Annotated in this window: 12 protein-coding genes, 2 tRNA genes and 1 pseudogene; 8 read left to right on the plus strand and 7 right to left on the minus strand. The window is 49.1% G+C overall.

Translation table 11 applies throughout. From position 1 onward, the window contains the following. Nucleotides 1-8 precede the first annotated feature (8 nt). Both pbpC and DESAL_RS03585 read right to left on the minus strand, forming a co-directional pair. Entirely contained in the window at nucleotides 9-2,315 is a 2,307-nt protein-coding gene (pbpC, locus tag DESAL_RS03580) for a penicillin-binding protein 1C (protein ID WP_015850599.1), read from the minus strand. 110 nt (nucleotides 2,316-2,425) lie between these two features. After that, a complete protein-coding gene (locus tag DESAL_RS03585) occupies nucleotides 2,426-7,825 on the minus strand; it encodes an alpha-2-macroglobulin family protein (RefSeq protein ID WP_015850600.1) in 5,400 nt (1,799 codons plus the stop codon). A gap of 230 nt (nucleotides 7,826-8,055) precedes the next feature. Here DESAL_RS03585 and DESAL_RS03590 point away from each other — a divergent pair, with 230 nt between their 5' ends. Further along, nucleotides 8,056-8,463 (plus strand): Gfo/Idh/MocA family oxidoreductase, encoded by a 408-nt coding sequence (locus tag DESAL_RS03590; protein WP_015850601.1) that lies wholly within the window; start codon nucleotides 8,056-8,058, stop codon nucleotides 8,461-8,463. Nucleotides 8,464-8,465: 2 nt separating this feature from the next. Here the strand turns inward: DESAL_RS03590 and DESAL_RS03595 are convergent, their stop codons facing one another. The 5 genes from DESAL_RS03595 to DESAL_RS03615 all read right to left on the minus strand — a co-directional run bounded on the left by DESAL_RS03595 (nucleotide 8,466) and on the right by DESAL_RS03615 (nucleotide 14,273). Then, nucleotides 8,466-10,883 (minus strand): cache domain-containing protein, encoded by a 2,418-nt coding sequence (locus DESAL_RS03595; RefSeq protein ID WP_015850602.1) that lies wholly within the window; start codon nucleotides 10,881-10,883, stop codon nucleotides 8,466-8,468. A 199-nt stretch (nucleotides 10,884-11,082) separates the two neighbouring features. After that, nucleotides 11,083-11,159, minus strand: a tRNA-Arg gene (locus DESAL_RS03600). Between the two features lie 196 nt (nucleotides 11,160-11,355). Then, nucleotides 11,356-11,432 (minus strand) — tRNA-Arg (locus tag DESAL_RS03605). A 127-nt stretch (nucleotides 11,433-11,559) separates the two neighbouring features. Next, nucleotides 11,560-13,737: an MFS transporter gene (locus tag DESAL_RS03610; protein ID WP_041721628.1), complete on the minus strand. Its 2,178-nt coding sequence runs from the start codon at nucleotides 13,735-13,737 to the stop codon at nucleotides 11,560-11,562. Beyond that, nucleotides 13,701-14,273, minus strand: coding sequence for a TetR/AcrR family transcriptional regulator (locus tag DESAL_RS03615; protein ID WP_015850604.1), 573 nt, complete (start codon nucleotides 14,271-14,273; stop codon nucleotides 13,701-13,703). The genes DESAL_RS03610 and DESAL_RS03615 overlap by 37 nt, the downstream gene beginning before the upstream one ends. 1,105 nt (nucleotides 14,274-15,378) lie before the next feature. Between DESAL_RS03615 and DESAL_RS03620 the strand changes: the two genes are divergently transcribed. The 7 genes and pseudogenes from DESAL_RS03620 (at nucleotide 15,379) to DESAL_RS03650 (ending at nucleotide 23,194) form a co-directional block, all read left to right on the plus strand. Then, nucleotides 15,379-16,026 carry a succinate dehydrogenase/fumarate reductase transmembrane subunit gene (locus tag DESAL_RS03620; RefSeq protein WP_015850605.1) on the plus strand — a complete coding sequence of 216 codons (648 nt, stop codon included), beginning with the start codon at nucleotides 15,379-15,381 and terminating at the stop codon, nucleotides 16,024-16,026. Nucleotides 16,027-16,039: 13 nt separating this feature from the next. Then, nucleotides 16,040-17,893, plus strand: coding sequence for a fumarate reductase flavoprotein subunit (locus tag DESAL_RS03625; RefSeq protein ID WP_015850606.1), 1,854 nt, complete (start codon nucleotides 16,040-16,042; stop codon nucleotides 17,891-17,893). 20 nt (nucleotides 17,894-17,913) lie between these two features. Continuing rightward, the gene (locus DESAL_RS03630; protein ID WP_015850607.1) at nucleotides 17,914-18,651 is read left to right on the plus strand and encodes a fumarate reductase iron-sulfur subunit; all 738 of its coding nucleotides are present in this window, start codon (nucleotides 17,914-17,916) and stop codon (nucleotides 18,649-18,651) included. A 3-nt stretch (nucleotides 18,652-18,654) separates the two neighbouring features. Then, entirely contained in the window at nucleotides 18,655-19,494 is an 840-nt protein-coding gene (locus DESAL_RS03635; RefSeq protein WP_015850608.1) for a fumarate hydratase, read from the plus strand. After that, a complete protein-coding gene (locus DESAL_RS03640) occupies nucleotides 19,494-20,051 on the plus strand; it encodes a Fe-S-containing hydro-lyase (RefSeq protein ID WP_015850609.1) in 558 nt (185 codons plus the stop codon). The genes DESAL_RS03635 and DESAL_RS03640 overlap by 1 nt, the downstream gene beginning before the upstream one ends. Nucleotides 20,052-20,090: 39 nt before the next feature. Further along, nucleotides 20,091-21,410: a malic enzyme-like NAD(P)-binding protein gene (locus DESAL_RS03645; protein ID WP_015850610.1), complete on the plus strand. Its 1,320-nt coding sequence runs from the start codon at nucleotides 20,091-20,093 to the stop codon at nucleotides 21,408-21,410. Between the two features lie 250 nt (nucleotides 21,411-21,660). Next, nucleotides 21,661-23,194 (plus strand): annotated as a pseudogene (locus tag DESAL_RS03650) (SLC13 family permease). Nucleotides 23,195-23,331 lie beyond the last annotated feature (137 nt).

The raw sequence follows: 23,331 nt of genomic DNA on the forward strand, positions 1-23,331 counted from the left end.
CGGTGACTTTACCGCACCTCAAATTCCACAGCATCAGCCCTTCCGATTTCATCACTTACTGAAATCCTGTGTCGTCCAACGTTTATTTCGGTGAACAGCTTCTCATCAAACTTGCCTTGATTGACCAAGCGTCCGTCAAGGAACCAGTATAAGGTTCCGCTGTCCGGTCCAGCTTCTGCTTTGAGGGCAATCTGCTGGAATTTCATCGGGGTGTCCTTGCGTAGCAGGTAGGGCGTGTTTGATGCCGGAGATATTATTTTCGGGGCGATACCGGAAGGAATCAGCCCGCAGTCCGGCGCCAGTGGTGGCAGGTGTGGTACTTCGAGATTGTTTTCCGCCCGCCATCTGGCAAGTTTGGCAGGGATAGTACGGATGATTTTTGCCTTGATGTCTTTGCGTCCGAGACATTCACCGGAAATTCGATAACCGCTTTTGGAATCCACGAAAATCTGACGGCAGTCTTCGCATGGATGCAAGCGTGTTTTTCCGGCAAGGGTGCGGATTGTTGCGCGCTTGGTGCAGAATGGTCCGGGGAGTTGACGGCTGTGGGCGCAGACTTCCACTTCACTGAGCCCTGAATCCTCCGGCGGTGCGGGGAGTTTGCCTCCCGGTGCAGCCATGCGAAGCAGATCGAAAAGAAGAGGTCCGCCGTGGACAGCCCCGGATATTCCTTTGCGCGGCCTGCCATCAGGGTTTCCAACCCAAACGCCGATGGCGTAATCACCCGAAAGACCCACTGCCCAAGCGTCACGGTGTCCGAAAGAAGTTCCGGTTTTCCAAGCCGTTTCAGGCATGTCGCGGGTAAGCATCCATGTCTCATTCATTTCCGGTCTGGTTACCGATGAAAGCATTTCAAGAACAAGCCATGCTGCCTGCGGAGAAAGAATCTGTGTTTCTACCGTATTTTCATTGCGGGAAATTGTGAAAGGTTTGAACTTACCACCATCAGCAAGTGACGCATAAAGGTTGGTCAGCTCGGTCAGCTTGATTTCGCAGCCACCCAAGGCAAGGGGCAGTCCGTATTCCATTGGCGATTTATCAAGTGTGCTGATTCCTCCTTTTTTGAGCAGCTCGATAAATTCCGCTACCCCGGTGCTGGCGAGAGTGTTTACTGCCGGGATATTGAGCGATTTTGCAAGAGCCTGCCTTACCGTGACCTGTCCATGATAAATGCGGTCATAGTTCTGCGGGGAATATCCGGCGTAATCCACGGGAATGTCATAAACGAAAGAATTCGGGACCAGCTTGCCTTGATCGAAGGCCAGCCCGTAGATGAAAGGCTTGAGGGTTGAACCGGGAGAGCGTTTTTTGTCAGCAAGATTGATGGCCCCGCCGTACCCTTTTTCAAAAAAATCCGCCGAACCGACCAGTGCACGTATCTCGCGGCTTGGAATATGAATTATCACGCAGGCAGCATTGTCGATGTCATCACTACGCAGACGGGCTACGTGGGTTTTGAGCATCTCCTGTGCGGCCTGCTGCAAAGTGGAATCAAGGGTTGTTTTTACTTCATTTTCTCGCCCATTTCGCTCTAAGACCATACGGGAAAAGTGAGGTGCTTCAAGCGGGACAGGCTTAATGGAATCAGGCAATGGGAGTTTCATGTTGCGCGTAATTTCTTCTTCCGGAAAAACACCTTTTGCTGCCAGTTGATGCATGACGCGGTCGCGTCCTTCGCGTGCCTGCTGTGGATTGCGCAGGGGATCATAATAAACAGGGCCACGGGGAATGGTGGTCAGCAGAGCTGCTTCCCCCAGCGAAAGAGTATCCGGTCCATGTCCGAAATAGAAATGGGAAGCCGCCCCCACGCCGACAATATTCCCACCGTAGGGCAGCATGTTCAGGTATATTTCCAGCAATTCTTCATTTGAGTGATGTAATTTGAGTTGCAGGGCTCTGAAAGATTCAATGGATTTAGCCCATAAAGTCCGTTTCTTCGGCTCAGCCATACGTGCGATCTGCATGGGAATAGTTGAGGCCCCGGAGACAACACGGCCTGCGGCAATATTCATGATTGCAGCACGGACAATGGAAATGGGATTAATTCCCGGATGATATTCGAACCATTGATCTTCTGAAGCAAGCAAGGTTTTTTTCAATGCAGGAGAAATCTTGTCAAAATCTGCATGCATGCGCCGCGCCCCGTCCGGGGGCAGGAAAATACGCAACACCTTGCCGTCACGGTCTTTTACAACCGAGGCAACAGGCTGATACAGCTTGTGTTCAGGGAAAGGTAATAGAAGATCAAGCGCAAAAAAAGACGCGATCAGGAAGAATAACACTCCACCAAATATAAAAAGAATTTTCTTCCTCATTACGAAATTTTATTAACCGACAGTACTATTAAAAGTTTTGGAAGGGATGGGGTCTGGGGAAGGGAAACTTTTTACAAAAAGTTTCCCTTCCCCAGCCGCCGGAGGCTTCGTTATTTAATAATCATCTTACCTAATGCGGTAGCTGCGGACTTTTCAGGATCATACATACCTTCCACCTGCACCGGGGGCACTTTAAATTCCCCACGGGTCACGGCGCGCAGCAGGGTCACGTTCTCGACCTTGCCTTTGGCGGGTATGCTGGAAAAGACCAGCACTCTGTCATCGCGGATATCCACGTGATCAGGCTGAACATTGCCCTTGGTAATCCACGGCAGATCCTCGCGGGTGGCAAGCTTGGTGTTCTCCGGCTCAAGACCGGACGGCAACAGGCAGCTGATGACTGCATTGGATACGGGCTTGGCTGTGGAAGTAACCACGGTACGCATAGCTACAAGCTGGCCTTGCTTGATATCACCCAAGTCGAGCGGTTCACCATCACGGGTCAGGAATTCACGTTTGATATCCAGACCGTTGGAATATGGTTTCCAGCTTTCAATGGTCGGAACAGCGCGGCTGTTGATAGCCCAGACGAAGGAACCTCCTTCGGGGGCTGCATCAAGCATGATGGAAAGCGGTTCATCGCCTTTGACTGTGACCTGCGCGGTGCCGTTGGTTTCAAAAGCAGCGAGTTCTTTGTCGCCACTCATGATTTTACCGGACGGATGCGGCACGGACTTGGTCTGACCGTAGAAAGAGCCTAAAGCGAGGAATCCGAGGCTGTTATCCTGAGTCACGTTGCGACCGTTATCAGCCATGAGATTGTAAAGTTTGTTGGCAAGCTGCGGGATTGCATCATCTTTACGGTCAGCTTCCATACGCACCAAGAGTTCAAGGGCGATGTCGCGGACTTCGGAGCTGAAGAGCTGATCCTTGTCCTTTCCTTTTACCGGAGCAGGCTTGGCGGAGATGAGTTCCCTGTAGGCTGCCATGTCTCCGGAAGCGGCAAAAGCACCCGCCAGCAGGGTCAGGGACAGCTTATCCATATCTGCGGCTTTGTTTTCGCGTAGATAGTTCATGGGACCATGCATTACCTTGCCGGAACGGGCCAGCACATACTGGGCGTAGCAGGGCAGACGGTATGAATAGCCTTCACGAATAGTGTCTGCGTAGTTGTTGGCAACAAAACGCTTGGCTCTGTTAAGGAGCATACTGTCTACCTGATAGCCGGAAATGGCGACCTGTTGCAGGAAGTGCAGCACGTAAACTGATACCCAAGGCTCAGAACGGTGCGCGCCGGGCCACATGGCAAAACCGCCGTCGGAAGTCTGCATCATGGACAGTCTGCTCAAAGCGGACTGAACCATGTATTGCGGGGATTCCTTTTCAAAGGACTGCGGTGAAAGTTCGCGGGCAAGTTCCGGGAACTTCAGCAGCGGGAAAGCCTGCGATACAGTCTGCTCTGCACATCCGTAGGGATAGTGGAGCAGGTAGTCGAGCTTTCCGGCAAGGCGCAGCATGGGCTGGTTGCCGATTATGAGTGTTCTTTCAGCAGTGCCGACACGCATACCTTCAAGCTTTGCCGGAAGGTCGGTTGATTTGTCTTTGATGAAACCGGACTCGGATGAACGCTGCACAGGCAGGGCCGCGCGTATGTTCAGATCGATGGAGGTACCGGCTTTTTCTTCGTTACCCTCAGCGGAGAACTTGAAGCTTGTCGGACCGAGGTCCGCTCCGGTCTGGGTTTTGAAGAAAGCGGTCTTCTGCCTGCCGTGTGGTACGGTGAATCCTTCCAGTCCCATTTCATTGCTCATAGCACCGCTGGTTTTAACAGCAATATTGAAAGTGCCGTCTTCCGGGGTGTCGTTGCGGACACTGACCGGGATGTCGAATATTTCATCCGGGGCCAGAAAACGGGGCAGGGTCGGGGTGACCATGAGCGGTGAACGCACGGTCATGATTTTCGAGGTGGAACCGAATTTCCTGCCGTCACTGACTACAGCCATAACGCGCAGGGCTCCGCTGAACTCAGGGATTTTGGCATTGAATTCGGCCTTGCCGTTTTTGTCAGCAGTGATGATGCCGGACCAGAAGGTAACCGGCTTGACTCTGCGGATGGCAGAGCTTCCTGCAAACTGTTTCATCATGGCCAGTTCCATGCCACCGCCTGCAAGCGCCTTATTGATGGGGCCTGCATCGGGCATGAGCAGTCCGAAGGTGTCGGACCAGCGTACACCGAGAGCGCGTTTGGCATAGAAGTAGTCAAATGGACTTGGAGTCTTTTGACCGGAAAGGCGCAAGATGCCTTCATCCACAGCTGCGATGGTCAGCTTTGCTCCGGGCTTGGTCTGGACCTGCAAGGTCACTGTCCGTTCGGGACGGGTAGTCTTGGGGCAGGTTATATCAATGCCGAGCCTGTTGCTTTCACGGTCCACAAACAAGGGAACCGCGCCTACTGCCCGCGCACTGGAACCCGCTTCAAGCTTGTTTACTGAGCGGATCAGGGTTGCAGTTACGTATGCATTGGTGCTTATACCCTTTTGTACCGGAGCCTTGATGGTAGCAGTGTTGCCTTCCACTTCAAGCTCTTTGGTCCAGCGGATGGAGTTGTCTTCGATGGCAACCATCATACGTCCTGCAAAGGGAGTACGGATTTGGTATTCTGCCATTTCGCCGGGTTTGTAATCACCTTTGCGGGTGGGGATGATTTCCAGACGGGCCGGATTCTCCAAAGCCCAAGGGGAATAACCCCAGCCACCGCAAAAGAAATCAGCCTGTGCGGAAACCCCGGATTCGGGATCGCTGAGAATTACCCGATAGCTGCCGAATTCCGGCGGGGTGACCTTGAAGGAACCGGTAGCATCCTTTGCGGAAATCTCGCGGGTTTCCAGCAACTGCGGGTCACGCTCGGTAACGTATTTATATGAACCGGACGGAGTGGCGCGGACAATGGTCTGCCAGCGGTCGCGGTAAAGCTTCATAAGCAGTTTTCCGGCTGCGGTCTTTACTCCGTTCGGGGTCAGGGTTACGTAATCAAGTTTTACGGATTCCCCCTGTTCATAGCCCTGCTTGGTCAGTTTTTTCAGGCCGGGGTAGAACTTTGAGATAAGCACCGGATCGATTTTCGAAGCAGTGACTCCACGTCCTCCGGTTTCGCTTACCCGTGCAGTCATCCTTGCCTGAATGGCGGAGTCTGACTTGAGGGTTGCCGGGATGTCTGTGCTGAATGAGAATTTGCCTGATTCATCCAGTTTTGCGTCAGTTTTTAGAATTTCACGGGGCTTGAAAGAACTTTTATCGGTGTTGAAGCGGTAGTTCTCATAGCCTTCGGGAGTGAAGTCGGCAGGCTCAAGCATCACCCTTGCAGACACCGGAAGGTCTTCTGCCGGGGGACCGAATAAGTATCGTCCTTCAACTTCAAAATTAAGTTTCTGTCCAACCGAAGCTGGCTTGGAAGTGAGGATTTCCGCGCTGATGCGGTCCGGCATGAAGTCTTCCACTGAATAGCGGAAGTTACCGATACGTTCCTTACCTGCCAGCAGCTTGATGTTGAACTGTCCGGTGGGTGAGTAGTCCGGAATGTCTCGTTTAAATTCAATCATGCCTTGATTGTCAGTATGGACGGTGCGGCGGAAAAGTTCACGTCCGCGCTGGTCGGAATAGACCAAGACCACGGGCATTTTCTTTGGCGGCTTAAGGGTGCGGTCACGGACCACAGCCACGCCTTTAACGGTTTCGCCGGGACGGTAAAGATTGCGTTCACCGTAGGTATAGGCGGTCAGTCCTTTGGGAGAAAGCCGCTGTCCGGCAATATCCAGTCCGGAGCGATCGGTGGCGAAACGGTCCATGAGCATAAAAGTCATGTCGTTCTTGCGTGTTACCACAGCCATGTATGGACGGCCGAGGTCCTTACGTAGGTCCTTTTTCTTGAATACCAGTATCCCCCGGGAGTTGGTGGTTCCCGAACCCATGATCTGGTTGCGGTTGCTGATTAACTGTACTTTAGCATCAACAACGGGCTTGAGGTCTGAAAGCGAAGAAATCCAGAACAGGGTTTCTTCATCCCCTTGCTTCGCGACTACACCGAGATCGGTGACCATGACCCAGCGTTGAACGCCCATTCCCTTACCCGGAACCATTGCTCCGATGCGGTAAAGTCCTTTACCTCCCTCGGCAATGAAGCTTTTCACAGACAGGGGAGTGGTTGTTTTCATGTTCTTTTTGCCGGAAGTCTTAACTTTACCTGAGAAAATGCGATTGCCCAAAGCTGCGGAGATTCCACCGCCATATGTGTTGGGATCAAAGGCCATATAGCCGTAATGGGTGAAGAGAGAAAAAAAGTTGTTTGGGAATACTCGGTCAACAGTGATACTTACATCGCGGGTGTTTACAGTCTCAATGCCAAGTGTTTTGTACCCTGATTCGGAAAGAAACATACCGGCGGATGAGAAATCGGCGCTCGGTTCAATATCCGGGATAACGATGTTTTCATTGATTGATTTTTCAAGCAGGGCTCCGTCGGCTGCGGTCAGTCCTTTTTTTAGGGTGACGGAGTATTTCTTACCAGGTTTGAAGGAGCCGGAAAGAATCAGCTTTTTACCGGATGCGGCAGCAGAAACATTAATGGCGGGATTGATGCTCAGCATTTCAAGACCCTGGGCCGGAATCACAGGACTGGAAAATCCCAGTTCCACTCTTGCACCGTTAAGGGAGCTTGATGCTTTGTACCCGGAATAGGTGAGCACCGGATCGAAAACTACTTCGATTTTCTTTTCATAATCCTTGCCCAGTACCATAGCTCCGCGTCCATCGGGCAGGTCTTTGCTGATTTTTAATACATATGTCTTGGGATCAACTTCTTTTTCAACAGGCAAGCTGACAAAGCGTTGATAGTAATCATCGTAATTGGTGGTGATGCTTAAGGGAATTTCTTTGCCTTCCGGTCCGGTCAGAGAAATGTTTTTCAGTGTATTTTCGGGAGTTACGTAGTTGCTGAAATTGATATGACCTTCAATACGCACTTTGCGTCCCTGACCAGCAACAGGTTCGGTTTGCAGTCCGATCTCTTTGACCCCGAAACTTCCGGTCTGCACGGTGAATGTTTTTTCCCCGGCTAGAACCTGACCTTTTAGCAGGAAATTTTCCGGCTTAAGTTCGATGGTAAAACGAGTGTCTCCCTTAAAAGCAGGATCGGCGGTAAAGCGCAGCGCATAGGGGTTAATCCAGCGCCATTCACCTTTTACTTCCGGGGAGATTGTGGCCGGGATTTTTTTCAGTGCATAGGAGGGTGTTTCCGGTCCGATGGGCATGTCAAAAGCGAGCAGCAATTGCGAATATCCCTGACTGTCGAGACTTACGTCAGTTACTTTTACCCCATCTCCGGAATCAATTCTGGCGGATACAGATTCATGCTTTGCTTTAAGCAGTCCCGCTGCCTGAATGATGCAGATCATGAGGAGCAGGGCGATGATGATATTCTTTTTATCTTTGAACGGGGTTGGTCCTCTGTCCATGTTGAAATCCTCGTTTATGTAAAATTTATGAAATAGCGTTTGATAACCGGGCAGATAATGCCATTTTTTTTGTTCGCAGTCATCGTAGGAAAACTGGCGTATTTGATATTAATAACATGTTTTTTATGGATTTGTCCGTTTAGTCATATATGTTTGCAAGATGGTGACAACTATGTATAGTTATATGAAAAATTAAATATAAACCATAAGAGTGGTAATGGGAGTCAGTTTTGGAAAATCATAATATTGCGATTATCGGTCTGGGGAGAATCGGCACTGCCTTTTTAAAGAAAGCTATGTCCAGTGATTGTGACATGACTGTTAAGGCAGTCTGTGAAATGTGCGATACCCCGGGCCGAAAAATGGCTGAAGATGATAATGTCCCGGTTATGGAGTTGGCGGACATTGTAGGTCTGGGGGTTGATATTGATATCATTTTCGACCTTACCGGAGATCAAAATGTTTCCCGCATGTTACGGGAAAAACTGCTTCAGGTCGGCAATACCTATACAGATGTGGCACCTGCAAGAGTGACCAGATTGGTCTGGACTCTTATTGCAGGTGATGAATATCTGCCGGATCTGGGTAAAAGTAAGAGCCAGATTTATGCAGATATCCTGCTTGAAGGAGCGAAATAGGTTTAAGTCAATATGGGTAATGAGATAGTGAATCTGGTTCCCTCTCCGGGATTGGAGTCAGCAGTGATTGTTCCTCCATGATTGTGGGTGATTATGTAGTAGGATACTGAAAGACCCAGTCCGGTACCGACTCCCGGTCCTTTCGTGGAGTAGAATGGCTCGAAAATTTTTTTAAGGTCTTCATGTGGAATGCCGGGGCCGTTATCTTCTATCTCAATCCTCACAAAGTTCTCATCTGAAGATGTTCTGATTGTTATGGTCGGTATCTTGTGGGGGCTTTTTTCTTCTATAAGAGCCTGAGCCGCATTTTTTATCAGGTTGAGGATTACCTGACTGATTTCCATCTCCGTGAAATTGAACATTGGTGAGGAATTAAAATCGCGGATGATCTTAATCGTTTTAAAATCATATTTTTTCTTGAAATCATAGTCGTTTGCCGCCAGCGACAGAGCTGTTTCGATTACAGGTTCAATTCTACCGGAAGATTTTGAAGAATTACTTTTGCGGCTGAATTCCAGCATGGATTTCACTATGGCTGCAGCGCGGGTTCCTGCTTCCTGAATGCTGCGGAGATACTCGTTTATTCCTCTTTTATCCATGTAATTTCGCAGGTTATCCAGATCAATGTTGCATTTTTCTGCAACAGGAATATTGCTTTTCAGGGTAGGCGATGTCCGGCGTATAATATTCTGGGTGACCTGCATGATGATTCCCAGCGGGTTGTTGATTTCATGGGCCATGCCTGCAGCCAGTCCGCCGATGGACATCATCTTTTCATTCTGAACCATGATTTTTTGCATTTTTCTGCGTTCAGTTATGTCGCGCATTACGATGAGCAGTCTTTTCTGACCGCCGATTGTTGCTACTCGCGCAAGGTTATCGGTCCAGAACGGTTCTCCTGTTTTTTTCTTAACCATCCATTCAAAGTGGACGGACTCGCCGGATAAGGCTTTGTTGAATAGCTCGGCAGCATACTTGTTGTCATATGGGGGGCTGTTAAAACTGATTAATTCTGGGCTCATGCCGATAGACTCGGTTCGCTCCATGCCGAAGAAGTCCAGAAAGGTCTGATTGACATCGGTGAAGACCCTTTTCTGGATATCCATGACAGCAATAGCATCTTTAGTGGCATTAAATATTTCGCGGTATGTTATTTCTGATTTGAGCAGTTGGCTCTTAGCGGACTCTCTGCTGTCGATCATATTATTGGCCAGTGCAGCCATATTATCGAATTCAGTAAAGTCGATCTTAGAACGGTCAATTTTAACGGTAGAGTTTGTTCCTTTGCGGAAAAAGTTTTCAAATGAACTGAAGTTATCAGCTAAAACCCTTTTGAATTGTCCCGCAAAGAACATGGTTATTAAGGAAAAAAGGCAGATAATACTTGTTACAGCAGCTATGTGCAGTAGCAGGGTGTCCCAGAGCTGGACCTTTTTTTGCTGAAGTTTTTCTTCCAGACGTTCAATATTTACATTCGCTCCGATAACCCAATCCCATCCCGGCACCGATGCGCAATAGCTCATCTTTTTATATGTCTTAAAACCGGATGAGATTGAAGGGCTTTTGTAAGTGATATATCCACCGCCTGATTTTGCTTTTTCAATAAATTCCTGAACGATATAGATACCGTCTGAACTTTTAAGTTCGATAATGTTGCGTCCTTGGTTTTCGCCCAGAAGAGAGGTCCCTTTCAGGGTTCCGGCGAAATACTCATTGCCGTTTGCGTTTAATTTATTCAGCCGTCTTAAAACAAGGTCTTGAGTATGCTTGTTGATGGTGTCTTGATAGTTACCGGTTCCAAGCACCCATTGGTATGGTTCAAAGAGCTTTATATAAGATGTTTTTTCGTATGGAACATCGGGGTTGCCTGGTTTGGGCCACAGGTAATCAATATAACCTTCACCGCGTTTAGCGGCGAGGCTGATCATCTCCTTGAGGATATATCTGCTGTCGGACGTTTTGGAGTTCAGTACATTTTGTCCTACAGTGTCCGGTGCATCGGTGTGCAGTTCCAATACTCCATCCATGCTGATAATGAAAAGGTAGGAATCGTCAAATTCATAAATCATAGCCGCCAGAGTTGTTTTGATGAGCTGTTTAAGCTCATCTTCGGCCATAGTGTTTTTGTATCTTTCGTATATATTCATTGCCAGACTGTGTCCTTCCAGAATGGAGTTCTTGATACTGGTAAGACTTGTGCTTCTGGCTGCATTACGACTGAAATTGATGTAGTCCTGAATTCTTAAAACATCTTCCTTCAAGGATTCCTGCACACTTCCCATTATTTCCGCTTCCGCTTCCTCAAGTTCTTCTTGATAGCTGGACACCATATAATATGCAGTGATGCCGCCGAAAACAAGAATCGACGAGAAGCACAGAGTCAGTATGGAGCGTGAGAGTATGGTGACTATACTTTTCATTGCTGTATCGTTTTTTTATTAGGTTCAGGCTTGAGCTGTTTATGCAGCACAGAAATGGAGCCTTCATTTTAAAACGATATCACTGCTCAGGGTGTGGGACAAGGGAGTATTGTAATTCAGTGACTAAAAATAGATTGTTTGTGGCGGGAAAGAAAAAAGGGTTACGATCATTTGATCGTAACCCTTTGAATTCTCTAAGTGGCGCGCCTGAGAGGATTCGAACCTCTGACCTACGGATTCGTAGTCCGGCACTCTATCCAGCTGAGCTACAGGCGCGCGTCGAGAAGAAGTGTTTATGTGTATTCCTCAGAATCGTCAAGCAAAAATTTAATAAAAATTAAAAAAAGTTGCTTTTGCTGTTTTCGTTGAAAACGAGACTCAACTTGGCTGAGGGAACAATAAACAATTTTTCAAAGAACTCGAAATTAAAAAATGGCCACGATTTCGATCGTAACCATTTGATTTTTCTAAGTGGCGCGCCTGAGAGGATTCGAACCTCTGACCTACGGATTCGTAGTCCGGCACTCTATCCAGCTGAGCTACAGGCGCGCGTTGAAGAGGGTTCTATGGAGAAACCCTCTTAAGGTCAAGGGTTATTTTAAATAAAATTCTATTTTTTGTGAACATAATATTGATTTAGATCTTCTTTTGTCTTGTATGTGCTTTAAATAAAAGCTTATTTTTGTTCTTTAATAGTGGGAAAGTTTTTTGTGCTCACAATAGTCATATTCGGCAGAACCCACATGGCCGAGCAGTTTGGGAAATGTTTTTCAATAAATTCAGATCCTTTTTCCGGTCCCATAATAAATACGGTTGTCGCCAAAGCATCGGCTGTCTCTGCATCAGGCGCGACGGTAGTTGTGGCGATACTCTCGGCAGATGATTGCAGCAGTGCCGGGTCGAAAATGTGATGCTTACGCGTTTTATCCTCTTTGGATACTGGCGTGATGAACTGATAATAATCACCAGATCCGCAGACAGCACTGTTTTTTACCGAGATATGTCCGAGGATTCCTTTGCCGCGTGGATTGCGGATGCCGATGGTCCATTCACGGTCACCGAAGACCATGAAGTCTCCTCCTGCTTCGACCATAGCGGTCTTGATGCCGGAAGATTTCAGATGATCAGCAGCGGCATCAATGATGGTGCCTTTGGCAAGACCTCCAAGATCAAGGGCCATACCTTTTCTTGGCAGGAAAACCTTGTTTTCAGCCGGGTCAATTTCCAGCAACCGGTAATTAATCAGGTCTTTATGGCCTGCAAAGCGGCTTTTATCCAAGGCATAGTAGAACGGGGTGGTGGTAATGGCTCCGATTGTTATGTCAAAACTACCGCTCGATTTTTCACTGATTTCAAGACCACGCTTGATAGTTGCAAATGCCTTGTCCGATACTCGTACTGATTTTTTGCCGGATTCATGATTAACCCTGCCTACCGATCCCCGTTTGTTGCGGTGGTCGAGGTCCTTTTGCAGGTGATGCATTATGGCTACGGTTTCTTTAGCTGCTTTTTTGGTTTCTGAATTGTCTCCGCCGGGGATGGTCAGGTTGACCACGGTTCCCATGGCTACATCACTGTAGCGGTAGGTTTGTGGAGTGTTGTTTTGCTTCAGGCTATGCGGAACTAGCATGAGCAGGGTCAGTGTGCTGAGGACGCCAATGGCAAGTCCGGATTTCTTTAATCCTTTTTGTGACATCCCTTCATATAATATGAAGAGGGAACTTATGGCTCCGATTATGGCTGTCAGTTTGAACGGGGTGCTTATTTGACCGCTGGCACTGACCATCAGCCCGCAGAAAAGCGGTCCGGTCATAAAACCGATATTTGCTGCCATGTTAGCTAGTCCCAAGGCTCTGCCTTTTGCGCAGCCGAGCTCGGAGCAGACAGCCATTGATGGGGGCATGGAGATGGCTGCGCCTATGCCGGAAAGGATTCCGGTGAACATAAAGCCGGGAATTGTGGAACAGCTTCCAATAATATAGAGGGCCAGCGCGCTGATGAGCATCCCGGTAGAGGTGGTTAGTCTGCGTTCAAATCCGGCCAGCAACTTTCCAAGGATAGGCAGCAGCAAAACTGTAGTCAGGCTTGGAATGGAAAACAGTAACGCTGTACTGCCGGGACTTAGTTGCAGGGAAGATTTGAGCAGCACCGGATAAAAGGCAATCAGGCTGCCGATGCCCATTCCCCGTCCGAAAAGGGCGGCCATGATGCTTATGAAACTGCGAGGTCCGGCAGATGTTTCCTCTGTCAAATCGTGTTCCGCCGTATGAGTAGGCAGATGCTTGGCGCAGAGTGTGAAAATTATGAAAGCAAGTCCCATGAAAGCGGACATGGTCCCCAGCACAGGCAGGTAATCCTTATCTATATATAATAGGCCGCCCAGCAACGGGCCGAGCAGGAAAGAAGAGTTCATTACAGCAGAGAGCACTGCAAACCGGGAGGAAAGCTTTTCTCCGCCTAAGGAAGCTCCGATGGCGGCCATACTTACCGTGCGTACTGTTCCGGCACAGAGCCCAAGGATAAACTGAATGGCGTAAAGTGTTTCTATGGCCGGGTGGAGCAGATATAATAATGGAAGCAGGAAAGCCAGCCCGCAGGATATAAGTAAGGGCTTGGAACTGCCGTGCGTGTCGGCGTAACTTCCTGAAAGGGGAGCAATTAAAAGTTTCGCAAGGAAGTATCCCGCAAAACCGCTGCCCAGCCACATGCCTCCCGCTTTTTCATCGAGATTCATCAGGGGCAGGGTGAATGTGAAAACTCCGGTCCCCATGGAAGCGGCAAAGACCGCCCCCATTAACAGGGGAATATTGAACCTTGTTAGGTTTTGGCTAAGCTTCTGATTATGAATTGGCATGCTTCTTTGAAAAGATTGTCGATCTGGAAGGGGGTCAGGAATTCGGTGCGTACTGCGCCGACTATATTACCGTAAACCAGATATGATGTATGTGGCAGTGGCACTTCCCGGATGGATCCGTCTTCTATGCCTTGACCTATGTATTCTTCGATACGGTCTATTAACTGTTTGAATTTGTCTGCAATGTGCGTGCGGTCGAGGTGCGGATATTCGTCACTGAAAGGAGAGCTGCGCAGAAGTGTCGGGAAGGTTGTCCGGTTGGCCATTGTGAAATCAAAGTACGCCTGTACGAAAATTCCTAATGCTTCCAGACCGTTTTTCCCCTCTTTTGCTTTATCAGTCAGGATATTCAGCATCTGGTCGATCAGTTCTCGTCCTGATTCGAGAAACAGATTGTCCTTGTTCCCGTAGTAGTGCGATACAAGTCCTGAAGCCACTCCAGCATGGTCGGCAACCATTTTCAGTGTGGTTGCAGTATAGCCGTGTTCACCGAATTGCTCTTGTGCGGCCAGCAGGATTCTTTCTTTTTTGCTCATAAGGGCGGCTCCGTTCTTAGTCTGTCACGGTACGGATTGTCAGATAGAAAACCGTATCTACAGGCGGTTACGAGAATGTATTCATCAATGTAATATAAACATGTCCATCGGACTGTTCCTAGCGGTTAAACAGGACCGCTTTTGAAGCCAGATTCTGACTTTCATATTTTCCTTTAGTCTTCAATAGGAAAATTAACAAGGTTGAATATTGTTAGCTTTATTACTTTTAAAAATATTTTTACGGTTGTTTTGCTGCGTTTCAGAGCAATCTTAATGAATGTTGTTTTGAGCTTAGTTTGAAAAGTAACGTATAAACAATATGTTATGTCGGTGCTATCTTTTATGGCATCGTGTCATTAATGCGCTAGTGCAAAAATTCACGAGGTTGTCAACAAAATTTTCGAAATTGATTGACCAGCCAATTAAGGGATGTTAGAAAGGTTACAACTAAATGGCGAAACAGTCTATACAGAGTGAATTCGCCGTATATTTGACAATGTAAGTTACAGGTTTTGTGATCTGGTTAAATTAAAGTCTCACCGAAGGGGTGGAGGTGTTCTTAGTAGGCACTTCAAACTTTTCGGGTGCCGGGGGATGTATGCCAGTTGTCAGTCAAAACATATCTGCAAAGGATGGGGTGGGACCTGTTCTTGCGGATTCAGGGAAGGTTTGTCTCCAGAGCCGTTTTTGGTTTTTGAGTCAGTCCTTTTTGCTGTTGTTACATTGCCTCTCCTTTTTCCATTCATATAAATCTTATGCCGATCCTGTCCTCAACTACTCCGGGGAATATCGAGGTTCGGCTCCCATAATGCCTTTCTCTGCACATAGCTATACAAACAGCCCGTTCCCGCTTGCGGAAACGGTTACTTCAGCTTGTTCATTACACAGATTCCTTTATCCATTTTCGAAAATATTCCCAATTAAGGGGATTATGCCTTTTAAGCCGGGTATTTAACCCGGTGCCGGATATATGTCCGGGTGGTTTTCTGGGAAGTGGAGTTGCCGGTTTGCGACCGGTAGCGGTTCAGTACCACTGTACTCATGCTGATGAGGTCATGTTGGTAATCCATTAATGCGGGAGAAATTCCGTCAAAGGAGGATGATTATGGCTGTAAATGTAGGTATGCACGTGGCGCGTCCAGGGAAAAGGGATGCGGTCCTCGACTGGCTGCAAATGCTAACTGGTGCCGGACTTGTGGCCTTTATGTGGTGTCACATGATTCTGGTGTCCTCGGTAGTCATTTCGCCCAAGATTATGAACGCCATTGCTCATTTCTTTGAAGCAACATACATGGCGCAGGTCGGTGGCCCTTTGATTTTCTTAACTTTTTTGCTACATTTCGCTCTGGCGGCGAGAAAGATACCTTTCCGTGCGGAAGGGCAGGCAACCATATTGCAGCATGCACAGATGCTGAAGCATCGTGACACCTGGCTTTGGGTTGTGCAGGCCGTGACCGCAATGGTCATCCTCGTAATGGGTGCCATCCACATGTGGGTTGTACTCAATGATCTTCCCATTACTGCCGCAAAGTCGGCGGCCCGTGTAGCTGAAGGCGGATGGATGCTCTTCTATCTGGTTCTTCTGCCCTGCGTTGAACTTCACGTCAGCGTTGGCTTTTACCGCATTGGTGTTAAATGGGGATTTATCAGGACTGAGAACAGGCAGCAGGCTAAGAAGCTTGAATCCATTCTCTTTGCGACCTTTATGGTTATCGGCATCATCACCCTGATCAGGTTCATCACTTTAAGTTAAACGGGGTTCTTAAATGCAAACATATTACTCTGATCTCCTTGTTATCGGCGCCGGATTGGCGGGCGAGCGCGTGGCTGTGGAGGCGGCCCAGGAAGGTTTTGATGTAATCTGTCTCTCAATTGTCCCGGCACGCCGATCTCATTCATCGGCAGCGCAGGGCGGCATGCAGGCCGCACTGGGTAACTGTGCCAAGGGCGAGGGAGACAACGTAGACGTCCACTTCGGCGACACTGTTCGCGGTTCCGACTGGGGCTGTGACCAGGAAGTGGCCCGTCTTTTCGCAGACGCAGCTCCCATTGAGATGCGCAGACTTGCACACTGGGGTGTGCCCTGGAACCGAGTTGTTCCCGGTAAATCCTTCTATTTCAAAGGTGGCGAGAAATTTGAAAAAGAAGAAAAAGAAGAAAAACGCGGTCTGATCACGGCCCGTTCCTTCGGCGGTACCGCTAAATGGCGTACCTGCTACACTTCCGATGGAACCGGACATGCGGTTATGTGTACTATGGATAACCGGTGTGCCGAACTCGGGATTGATGTTTTTGACCGCAAGGAAGCTATCTCCCTCATTCACGATGGCGATAAGTGTACCGGTGCGGTTGTCCGCTGCCTGCGTACGGGCGAACTGGAAGTGTTCCTTTCCAAGGCCACTGCCATCTGCACAGGCGGTTTCGGACGTATCTATAAAGCAACTACCAACGCAGTAATTTGTGATGGCGGTGGACACATTATTGCTCACGATACCGGTGTAGTACCTATCGGTAACCCGGAAGCAATTCAGTTCCACCCCACCGGAATCGTACCCACCGATATTCTGGTAACCGAAGGTTGCCGCGGTGACGGCGGTACGCTCCTTGACGTCAACGAAGAAAGGTTCATGAACATCTATGAACCGGAAAAAGCCGAACTGGCTTCCCGTGACGTTGTTTCCCGCTGGATGACTCACCATATGCGTCAGGGCAAGGGTGTTAAATCCGCTTACGGCGAACACCTCTGGCTGGATATCCGTCATCTCGGAGACAAACATATCTCCACCAAACTGCGTGAAGTAGATGAAATCTGTCATCACTTCCTTAACGTTGACCCCCGTAAACAGCTTATCCCGGTCCGTCCGACCCAGCATTACACCATGGCTGGCGTACGTACCAATAAAGATGGTGCGGTTTACGGCCTCAAGGGTCTGTTCTCCGCTGGTGAGGCTGCCTGCTGGGATATGCACGGTTTTAACCGTCTCGGCGGTAACTCACTTGCTGAAACCGTTGTTGCTGGCGGTATCATCGGTACCAAGATCGTTGAATTCCTCAAGGGTTACGAGACCGATTTCAAAACTTCCCTGGTTGCTGAAGCCGTTCGCAAACAGCAGGATCGTATTGAGAAACTGCGCAGCGGTGCCAACGGTAAGGAAAATGTCTACAGGGTCCGTGAAGAAATGCAGGATGCCCTCATGGAAGGCTGTTTTGTATTCAGAAATGATGCCGGACTCAAAAAATGTATTGATACCTTGCAGGGTACTCTTGAAAAAGCCCGCAATGTCGGCCTTGTCTCCGACGGTCTGGGTGCAAACCATGAATTGGCTGCGGCCCTTAAGATCGAAGGTCAGGTCAAACTGGGCCTGTGTATCGCTAAGGCTGCTCTTGAACGTACTGAAAGCCGTGGTTCCCATAACCGCGAGGATTACACCGCGCGTGATGACAAGAACTGGCTGAACAGAACTCTGGCTTACTGGCGTGAAGGCGCGGATATGCCTGAACTGCAGTACGAAGACGCGACTCCCTGTTACGAGATTCCTCCGGGAGACCGTGGTTATGGCGGCGGTTCCATCATCGAAGCCGACAAGGCCGAGATTGAAGCCAAGATGATCAAGAAATAACCCCTGACAAGGATATAAAAATGAGCAGACAACTCGAATTTGATATATTCCGCTACAATCCTCAGGATAAGGGGTCGGTTCCGCACATGCAGACCTTTGTGCTGGATGAAACCGAGAACATGACTCTGTTTATTGCGCTGAACCGTTTGCGCGAAGAGCAGGACCCCGGCCTGATTTTTGACTTCTGTTGCCGTGCCGGTATCTGCGGTGCCTGTGCAATGGTGGTCAACGGTAAACCCCGTCTGGCCTGCCAGACCAAAACAGTTGACCTTCCTGAACGCATAACCCTGCTGCCCCTGCCCGTATATAAACTGATCGGCGACCTTTCAGTTGATACCGGTGTCTGGTTCAGGGAAATGTATCAGACCACAGAATCATGGATTCATACTACCAAAACCTTTGATCCCAATGCCATTGAAGAGCGTATGGAGAATGAGGTTGCCGAGCAGATCTACGAACTGGAACGCTGCATTGAATGCGGCTGCTGTGTTGCCGCTTGCGGTACCGCACGCCTTCGTGACGACTTCCTCGGTGCTGCATCCTTGAACCGTGTGGCCCGTTTCGTAGTCGACCCCCGCGATCAGCGTACCGACCGCGACTACTTTGAAATTATCGGTAATGATGAAGGTATCTTCGGCTGCATGGGCTTGCTCGGCTGTGAAGATGTCTGCCCCAAGAATCTTCCGTTGCAGAACCAGCTCGGTTTCCTGCGCCGCAAGATGGGTATCACCGCAATCAAGGAAATATTCAGGAAGTAAGCTATGCGTACCATTAAAGCTGAACAGGTTATCGATGCCGTGGCGAAAATGTGCGTAAGCGCAAACCGCTACCTGCCTGAAGACGTGAAAAAGCGTTTTAACGAATGCGCTGCTGCCGAGGATTCCCCGGCAGCCAAGGAAGTGTTCAGACAGATCAAAGAAAACTGGGAGCTGGCTGCTGAATCCGGTCTGCCTCTGTGTCAGGATACCGGATTGGCTGTCTTCATAGTTGAAATGGGCGAAGATGTGCGTGTTGAAGGCATGAACATCCGTGACGCCATCAACGAAGGTACCCGTAAAGGTTACGAAGAGGGATTCCTGCGCAAGTCTTCCTGCGATCCTCTGACCCGTGCCAATACCAAGGACAACACCCCGGCCATTATCCATTTTGACATTGTCCCCGGTGACAAGATCAAAATCACTTTCATGGCTAAGGGTGGCGGTTCCGAGAACATGAGCCGGGTGACCATGCTTGCTCCGGCACAGGGCTGGGAAGGCATCAAGAAATTCGTCATCGAACGTGTTGCCGAAGCCGGACCCAACCCATGTCCCCCGACAATGGTAGGTATCGGCGTGGGTGGAACTTTTGAATATTCCGCACTGCTGGCTAAAAAATCCTTGATGCGCAAAGTGGGCGAGCCCCATCCTGATCCTGAGATTGCCAAGATGGAAGCTGAGCTCATGGAAGAGATCAACAAGCTCGGCATCGGGCCCATGGGACTGGGCGGCAAGACTACCGTCTTTGACGTCAAGATCGAAATGCGCCCCTGCCACATTGCGTCCCTGCCGCTGGCGGTGAACATCCAGTGCCATTCTTCAAGGCACGAGGAGGTGGAACTCTAATGGCTGAATACAAACTTACCACCCCGCTTACTGATGAAGATATGGTCCAGCTCAAGGCCGGAGATGTGGTCAAACTGACCGGAACCATCTATACCGCCCGCGATGCTGCGCACAAAAGGCTTTGTGACCTGCTTGATAAAGGAGAGGAACTGCCTTTCGATTTGAAAGGTTCGGTGGTTTATTACGTAGGCCCCAGTCCGGCTCCTCCGGGCAAACCTATCGGTTCTGCCGGCCCGACCACAAGTTACCGCATGGACACCTATGCACCCCGTCTGCACAGTCTCGGCCAGAAGGCCAGCATAGGTAAGGGTAAACGTAATGATGAGGTGAAGCAGGCCCTGAAGGATTATAAAGCTGTTTATTTCGGAGCTACCGGAGGTGCTGGTGCTCTGCTTTCCATGTGCATCAAGGAAGCGAAAGTTATCGCTTTTGATGAACTTGGCCCCGAAGCCATCCGGGAATTGACTGTTGAGGAATTTCCTCTGCTGGTCATCAATGATTCCCACGGTGGAGAATTGTACGCCGTCCCCGATCGTAAGGCGGCTGGTCTTGAGTAAACGTCGGAATTTGCAACCGACTAATTAAGGAGAATACTTATGGCTCTTTTCACTAAACAGGAAGCTCTCGATTATCATTCCAAAGGTAGAAGAGGTAAAGTGGAAGTCGTTCCCGTAAAACCTTGCAATACCCAGAAAGACCTTTCCATGGCTTACAGCCCCGGTGTTGCCGAAGCCTGCAAGGAAATTGCTGAAGATAAAGAGAAATCCTATCTCTACACCGGCCGTGGAAACCTTGTTGCGGTTGTTTCCAACGGTACTGCTGTTCTCGGTCTCGGTAATATCGGTCCTGAAGCCGGTAAACCGGTTATGGAAGGTAAGGGTGTTCTCTTCAAGGTTTTCGCAGACGTTGACGTTTACGACATCAACCTTGACGTTACTGATCCTGATGAGCTCTGCAACATCGTAAAAGCCCTTGAGCCTACCTTCGGCGGTATCAACCTTGAAGATATCAAGGCTCCTGAGTGCTTCTACATTGAAGAAAAGCTTAAAAAAGAAATGAATATCCCGGTCTTCCACGATGACCAGCACGGTACCGCGATTATTTCCGGTGCGGGCCTGATCAACGCTGCTGAAATAACCGGTAAGAAAATTGAAGATATGCGTCTGGTTGTTTCCGGCGCAGGTGCTGCGGCTATCGCTTGCACCAACTTCTATATGGCTCTGGGTATCAAGCGTGAAAATGTTGCCATGTTCGACTCTCGCGGTCACATCAACAAGAGCCGTGAAGGTCTGAATGAGCAGAAACTTCAGTTTGCAACTGACAAGGAATATAAAGACCTTGCAGACGCGATGAATGGTGCTGACCTCTTCCTCGGTCTTTCCGTTAAGGGAATGGTAACCAAGGAAATGGTTAAATCTATGGCTGATTCTCCGATCATTTTCGCCTGCGCGAACCCCGATCCTGAAATCTCCTATACTGATGCCAAAGAAGCCCGCCCTGACGCAATCATGGGTACCGGACGTTCCGACTTCCCCAACCAGGTTAACAATGTTCTCGGTTTCCCTTTCATCTTCCGCGGTGCACTTGATGTAAACGCAAGTGCCATCAATGAAGAAATGAAAATTGCTGCGGCAACTGCTCTTGCTGCTCTGGCAAAAGAACCGGCTCCGGATTACGTCTGCGAAGCTTATGGTGTGGATAAGCTCGAATACGGCATCGACTACATCATTCCCAAACCGCTCGACCTGCGTCTGATTGAATGGGAATCCGCCGCTGTTGCACAGGCTGCAATGGATACCGGTGTAGCACGCAAGAAGATTGATATCGAAGAATACAAGAAAGAACTGCGCGAACGTCTGGCTGCTTCCAGAAAACGCGTCGGAGAGTTTCTTGATACTTATGATTTAGATATCTAGCTCTGATACGCTTCGCCGTTACGTGTGGCAAAGCGTCATTTGATTGAAAGAATTACCCCTCCCGGTCTTTCCGGGCCGGGAGGGTACAAAAATGGTGATGAGGTCCTGTATGTAAAGTATCGGCAGTCCTGACGGATCAGGCAGGTGTTTTCCTGATGCGCTGACAACCCGATTTTGATGTACCTATCATTTCCGGGGCAGAGGGGAGCATTCTTTCCGTAGGGGAGGCCATAAGCTCAAGTGAGGGACTATGAGCGATCAACAAGACAGTGGTAACGGACGTAGAATCGGTTTTTTCTTAGGACCGATAGTCTTTCTTCTTATGCTTCTTCTTCCGGCTCCAGAGGGAATGAATCCGGCAGCATGGAAGGTTGCGGCAGTAACGGCTTTGATGGCTATCTGGTGGATCACTGAAGCCATTCCTATTCCTGCAACATCTTTAATTCCTATCGCATTTTTTCCGCTTCTGGGTGTAATGAAATCCGCAGCGGCTTGTGCTCCTTATGCGAACCATCTTATTTACCTGTTCATGGGTGGCTTTTTTCTGGCAGTTACCATGGAAAGGTGGAACCTGCACAGGCGTATTGCCCTGCATACCATTAAAACAGTGGGAACCAGCCCCGGACGCATGATCCTCGGATTTATGATCGCTACCGGGTTTCTTTCCATGTGGGTTTCCAACACTGCAACAACCATGATGATGGTTCCCATCGGTCTGGCTGTTATCCAGCAGGCCACCGGATTTGATTCCAAAGATCTTAGAGCCTGTGCCAATGCGGGTCCTGAATCCAACTTCGGTAAATGTCTCATGCTCGGTATCGCCTATGCTGCTTCCATGGGTGGTGTCGGTACCATTATCGGTACTCCTCCGAATACCGTTATGGTCGGCATGGTAGACAAAATGTACGGTGTGCAAATCGGTTTCGGCCAGTGGATGCTTTACGGCGTTCCTCTTGCTACAATTATGATCGGCGTTTCATGGTGGCTGCTGACCAGAGTTCTTTTTCCTGCCAAAGGATTGGAACTTGCCGGTGGTGAAGCCATTATTGATAAGGAAATCGAAGCTCTTGGACCCATGTCCAAGGAAGAAAAGTACATCGTTGTTGTCGGTTGTTTCGTTGCCGCATTCTGGTTATCCCGGGGATTCATTAAACCTTTGGTTAAGGATTTCTGGCCTAATTTCGGTTTCGTACACGATGCTACCATCGGTATTCTGGGTTCATTGATTCTGTTTGCCATTCCCACCAACTTCAAGAAGGGCGAATTCCTTCTTGATTGGAAAACCGCAGTTAAGATTCCGTGGGACGTAATCCTGCTCTTCGGTGGTGGTTTGGCAATTGCCAACGGCTTCTCAAAGACCGGTCTGGCAAGCTTCATCGCTTCAAGATTGACCATGCTTGATGGTATGACTCTCCTGATGTTCGTTGCCATCGTGGTTCTGATCACTATCTTCTTAACTGAAATCACATCAAATACCGCCACCGCGACATTGCTCGTACCCATTATGGGTAAGTGCGGCAATCGCCATGGGCGTACATCCTTTTGCCACCATCGTTGGTGCCTGTGTTGCAGCTTCCTTTGCATTCATGCTTCCGGTTGCGACTCCGCCCAACGCCGTTGTGTTCGGTTCCGGCTGTGTAAGCATCAAACAGATGGCTTCAGCAGGTTTCTGGCTCAACATGATCGGTGCGGTCCTGATCACTCTCTCAGTGGTCTATCTGCTTCCGGTTCTTTGGGGCATCAATTTAAGTGTCCTCCCAGACTGGGCTGTTATGCCTAAGTAACACCCCCTACGTTTCCGGGCGGCCAGCTCCGCCCGGAAACTGATTTTTCAAGTTATTTAAAATAGTTCTTTGATATTTCTCTGCAGCCGTATGGTTGCGGATTCCATATCTGCGTCCGAAATTCGGACCGGGAGACA

It is taken from the genome of Maridesulfovibrio salexigens DSM 2638, assembly GCF_000023445.1.
Lineage (GTDB): Bacteria > Desulfobacterota > Desulfovibrionia > Desulfovibrionales > Desulfovibrionaceae > Maridesulfovibrio > Maridesulfovibrio salexigens.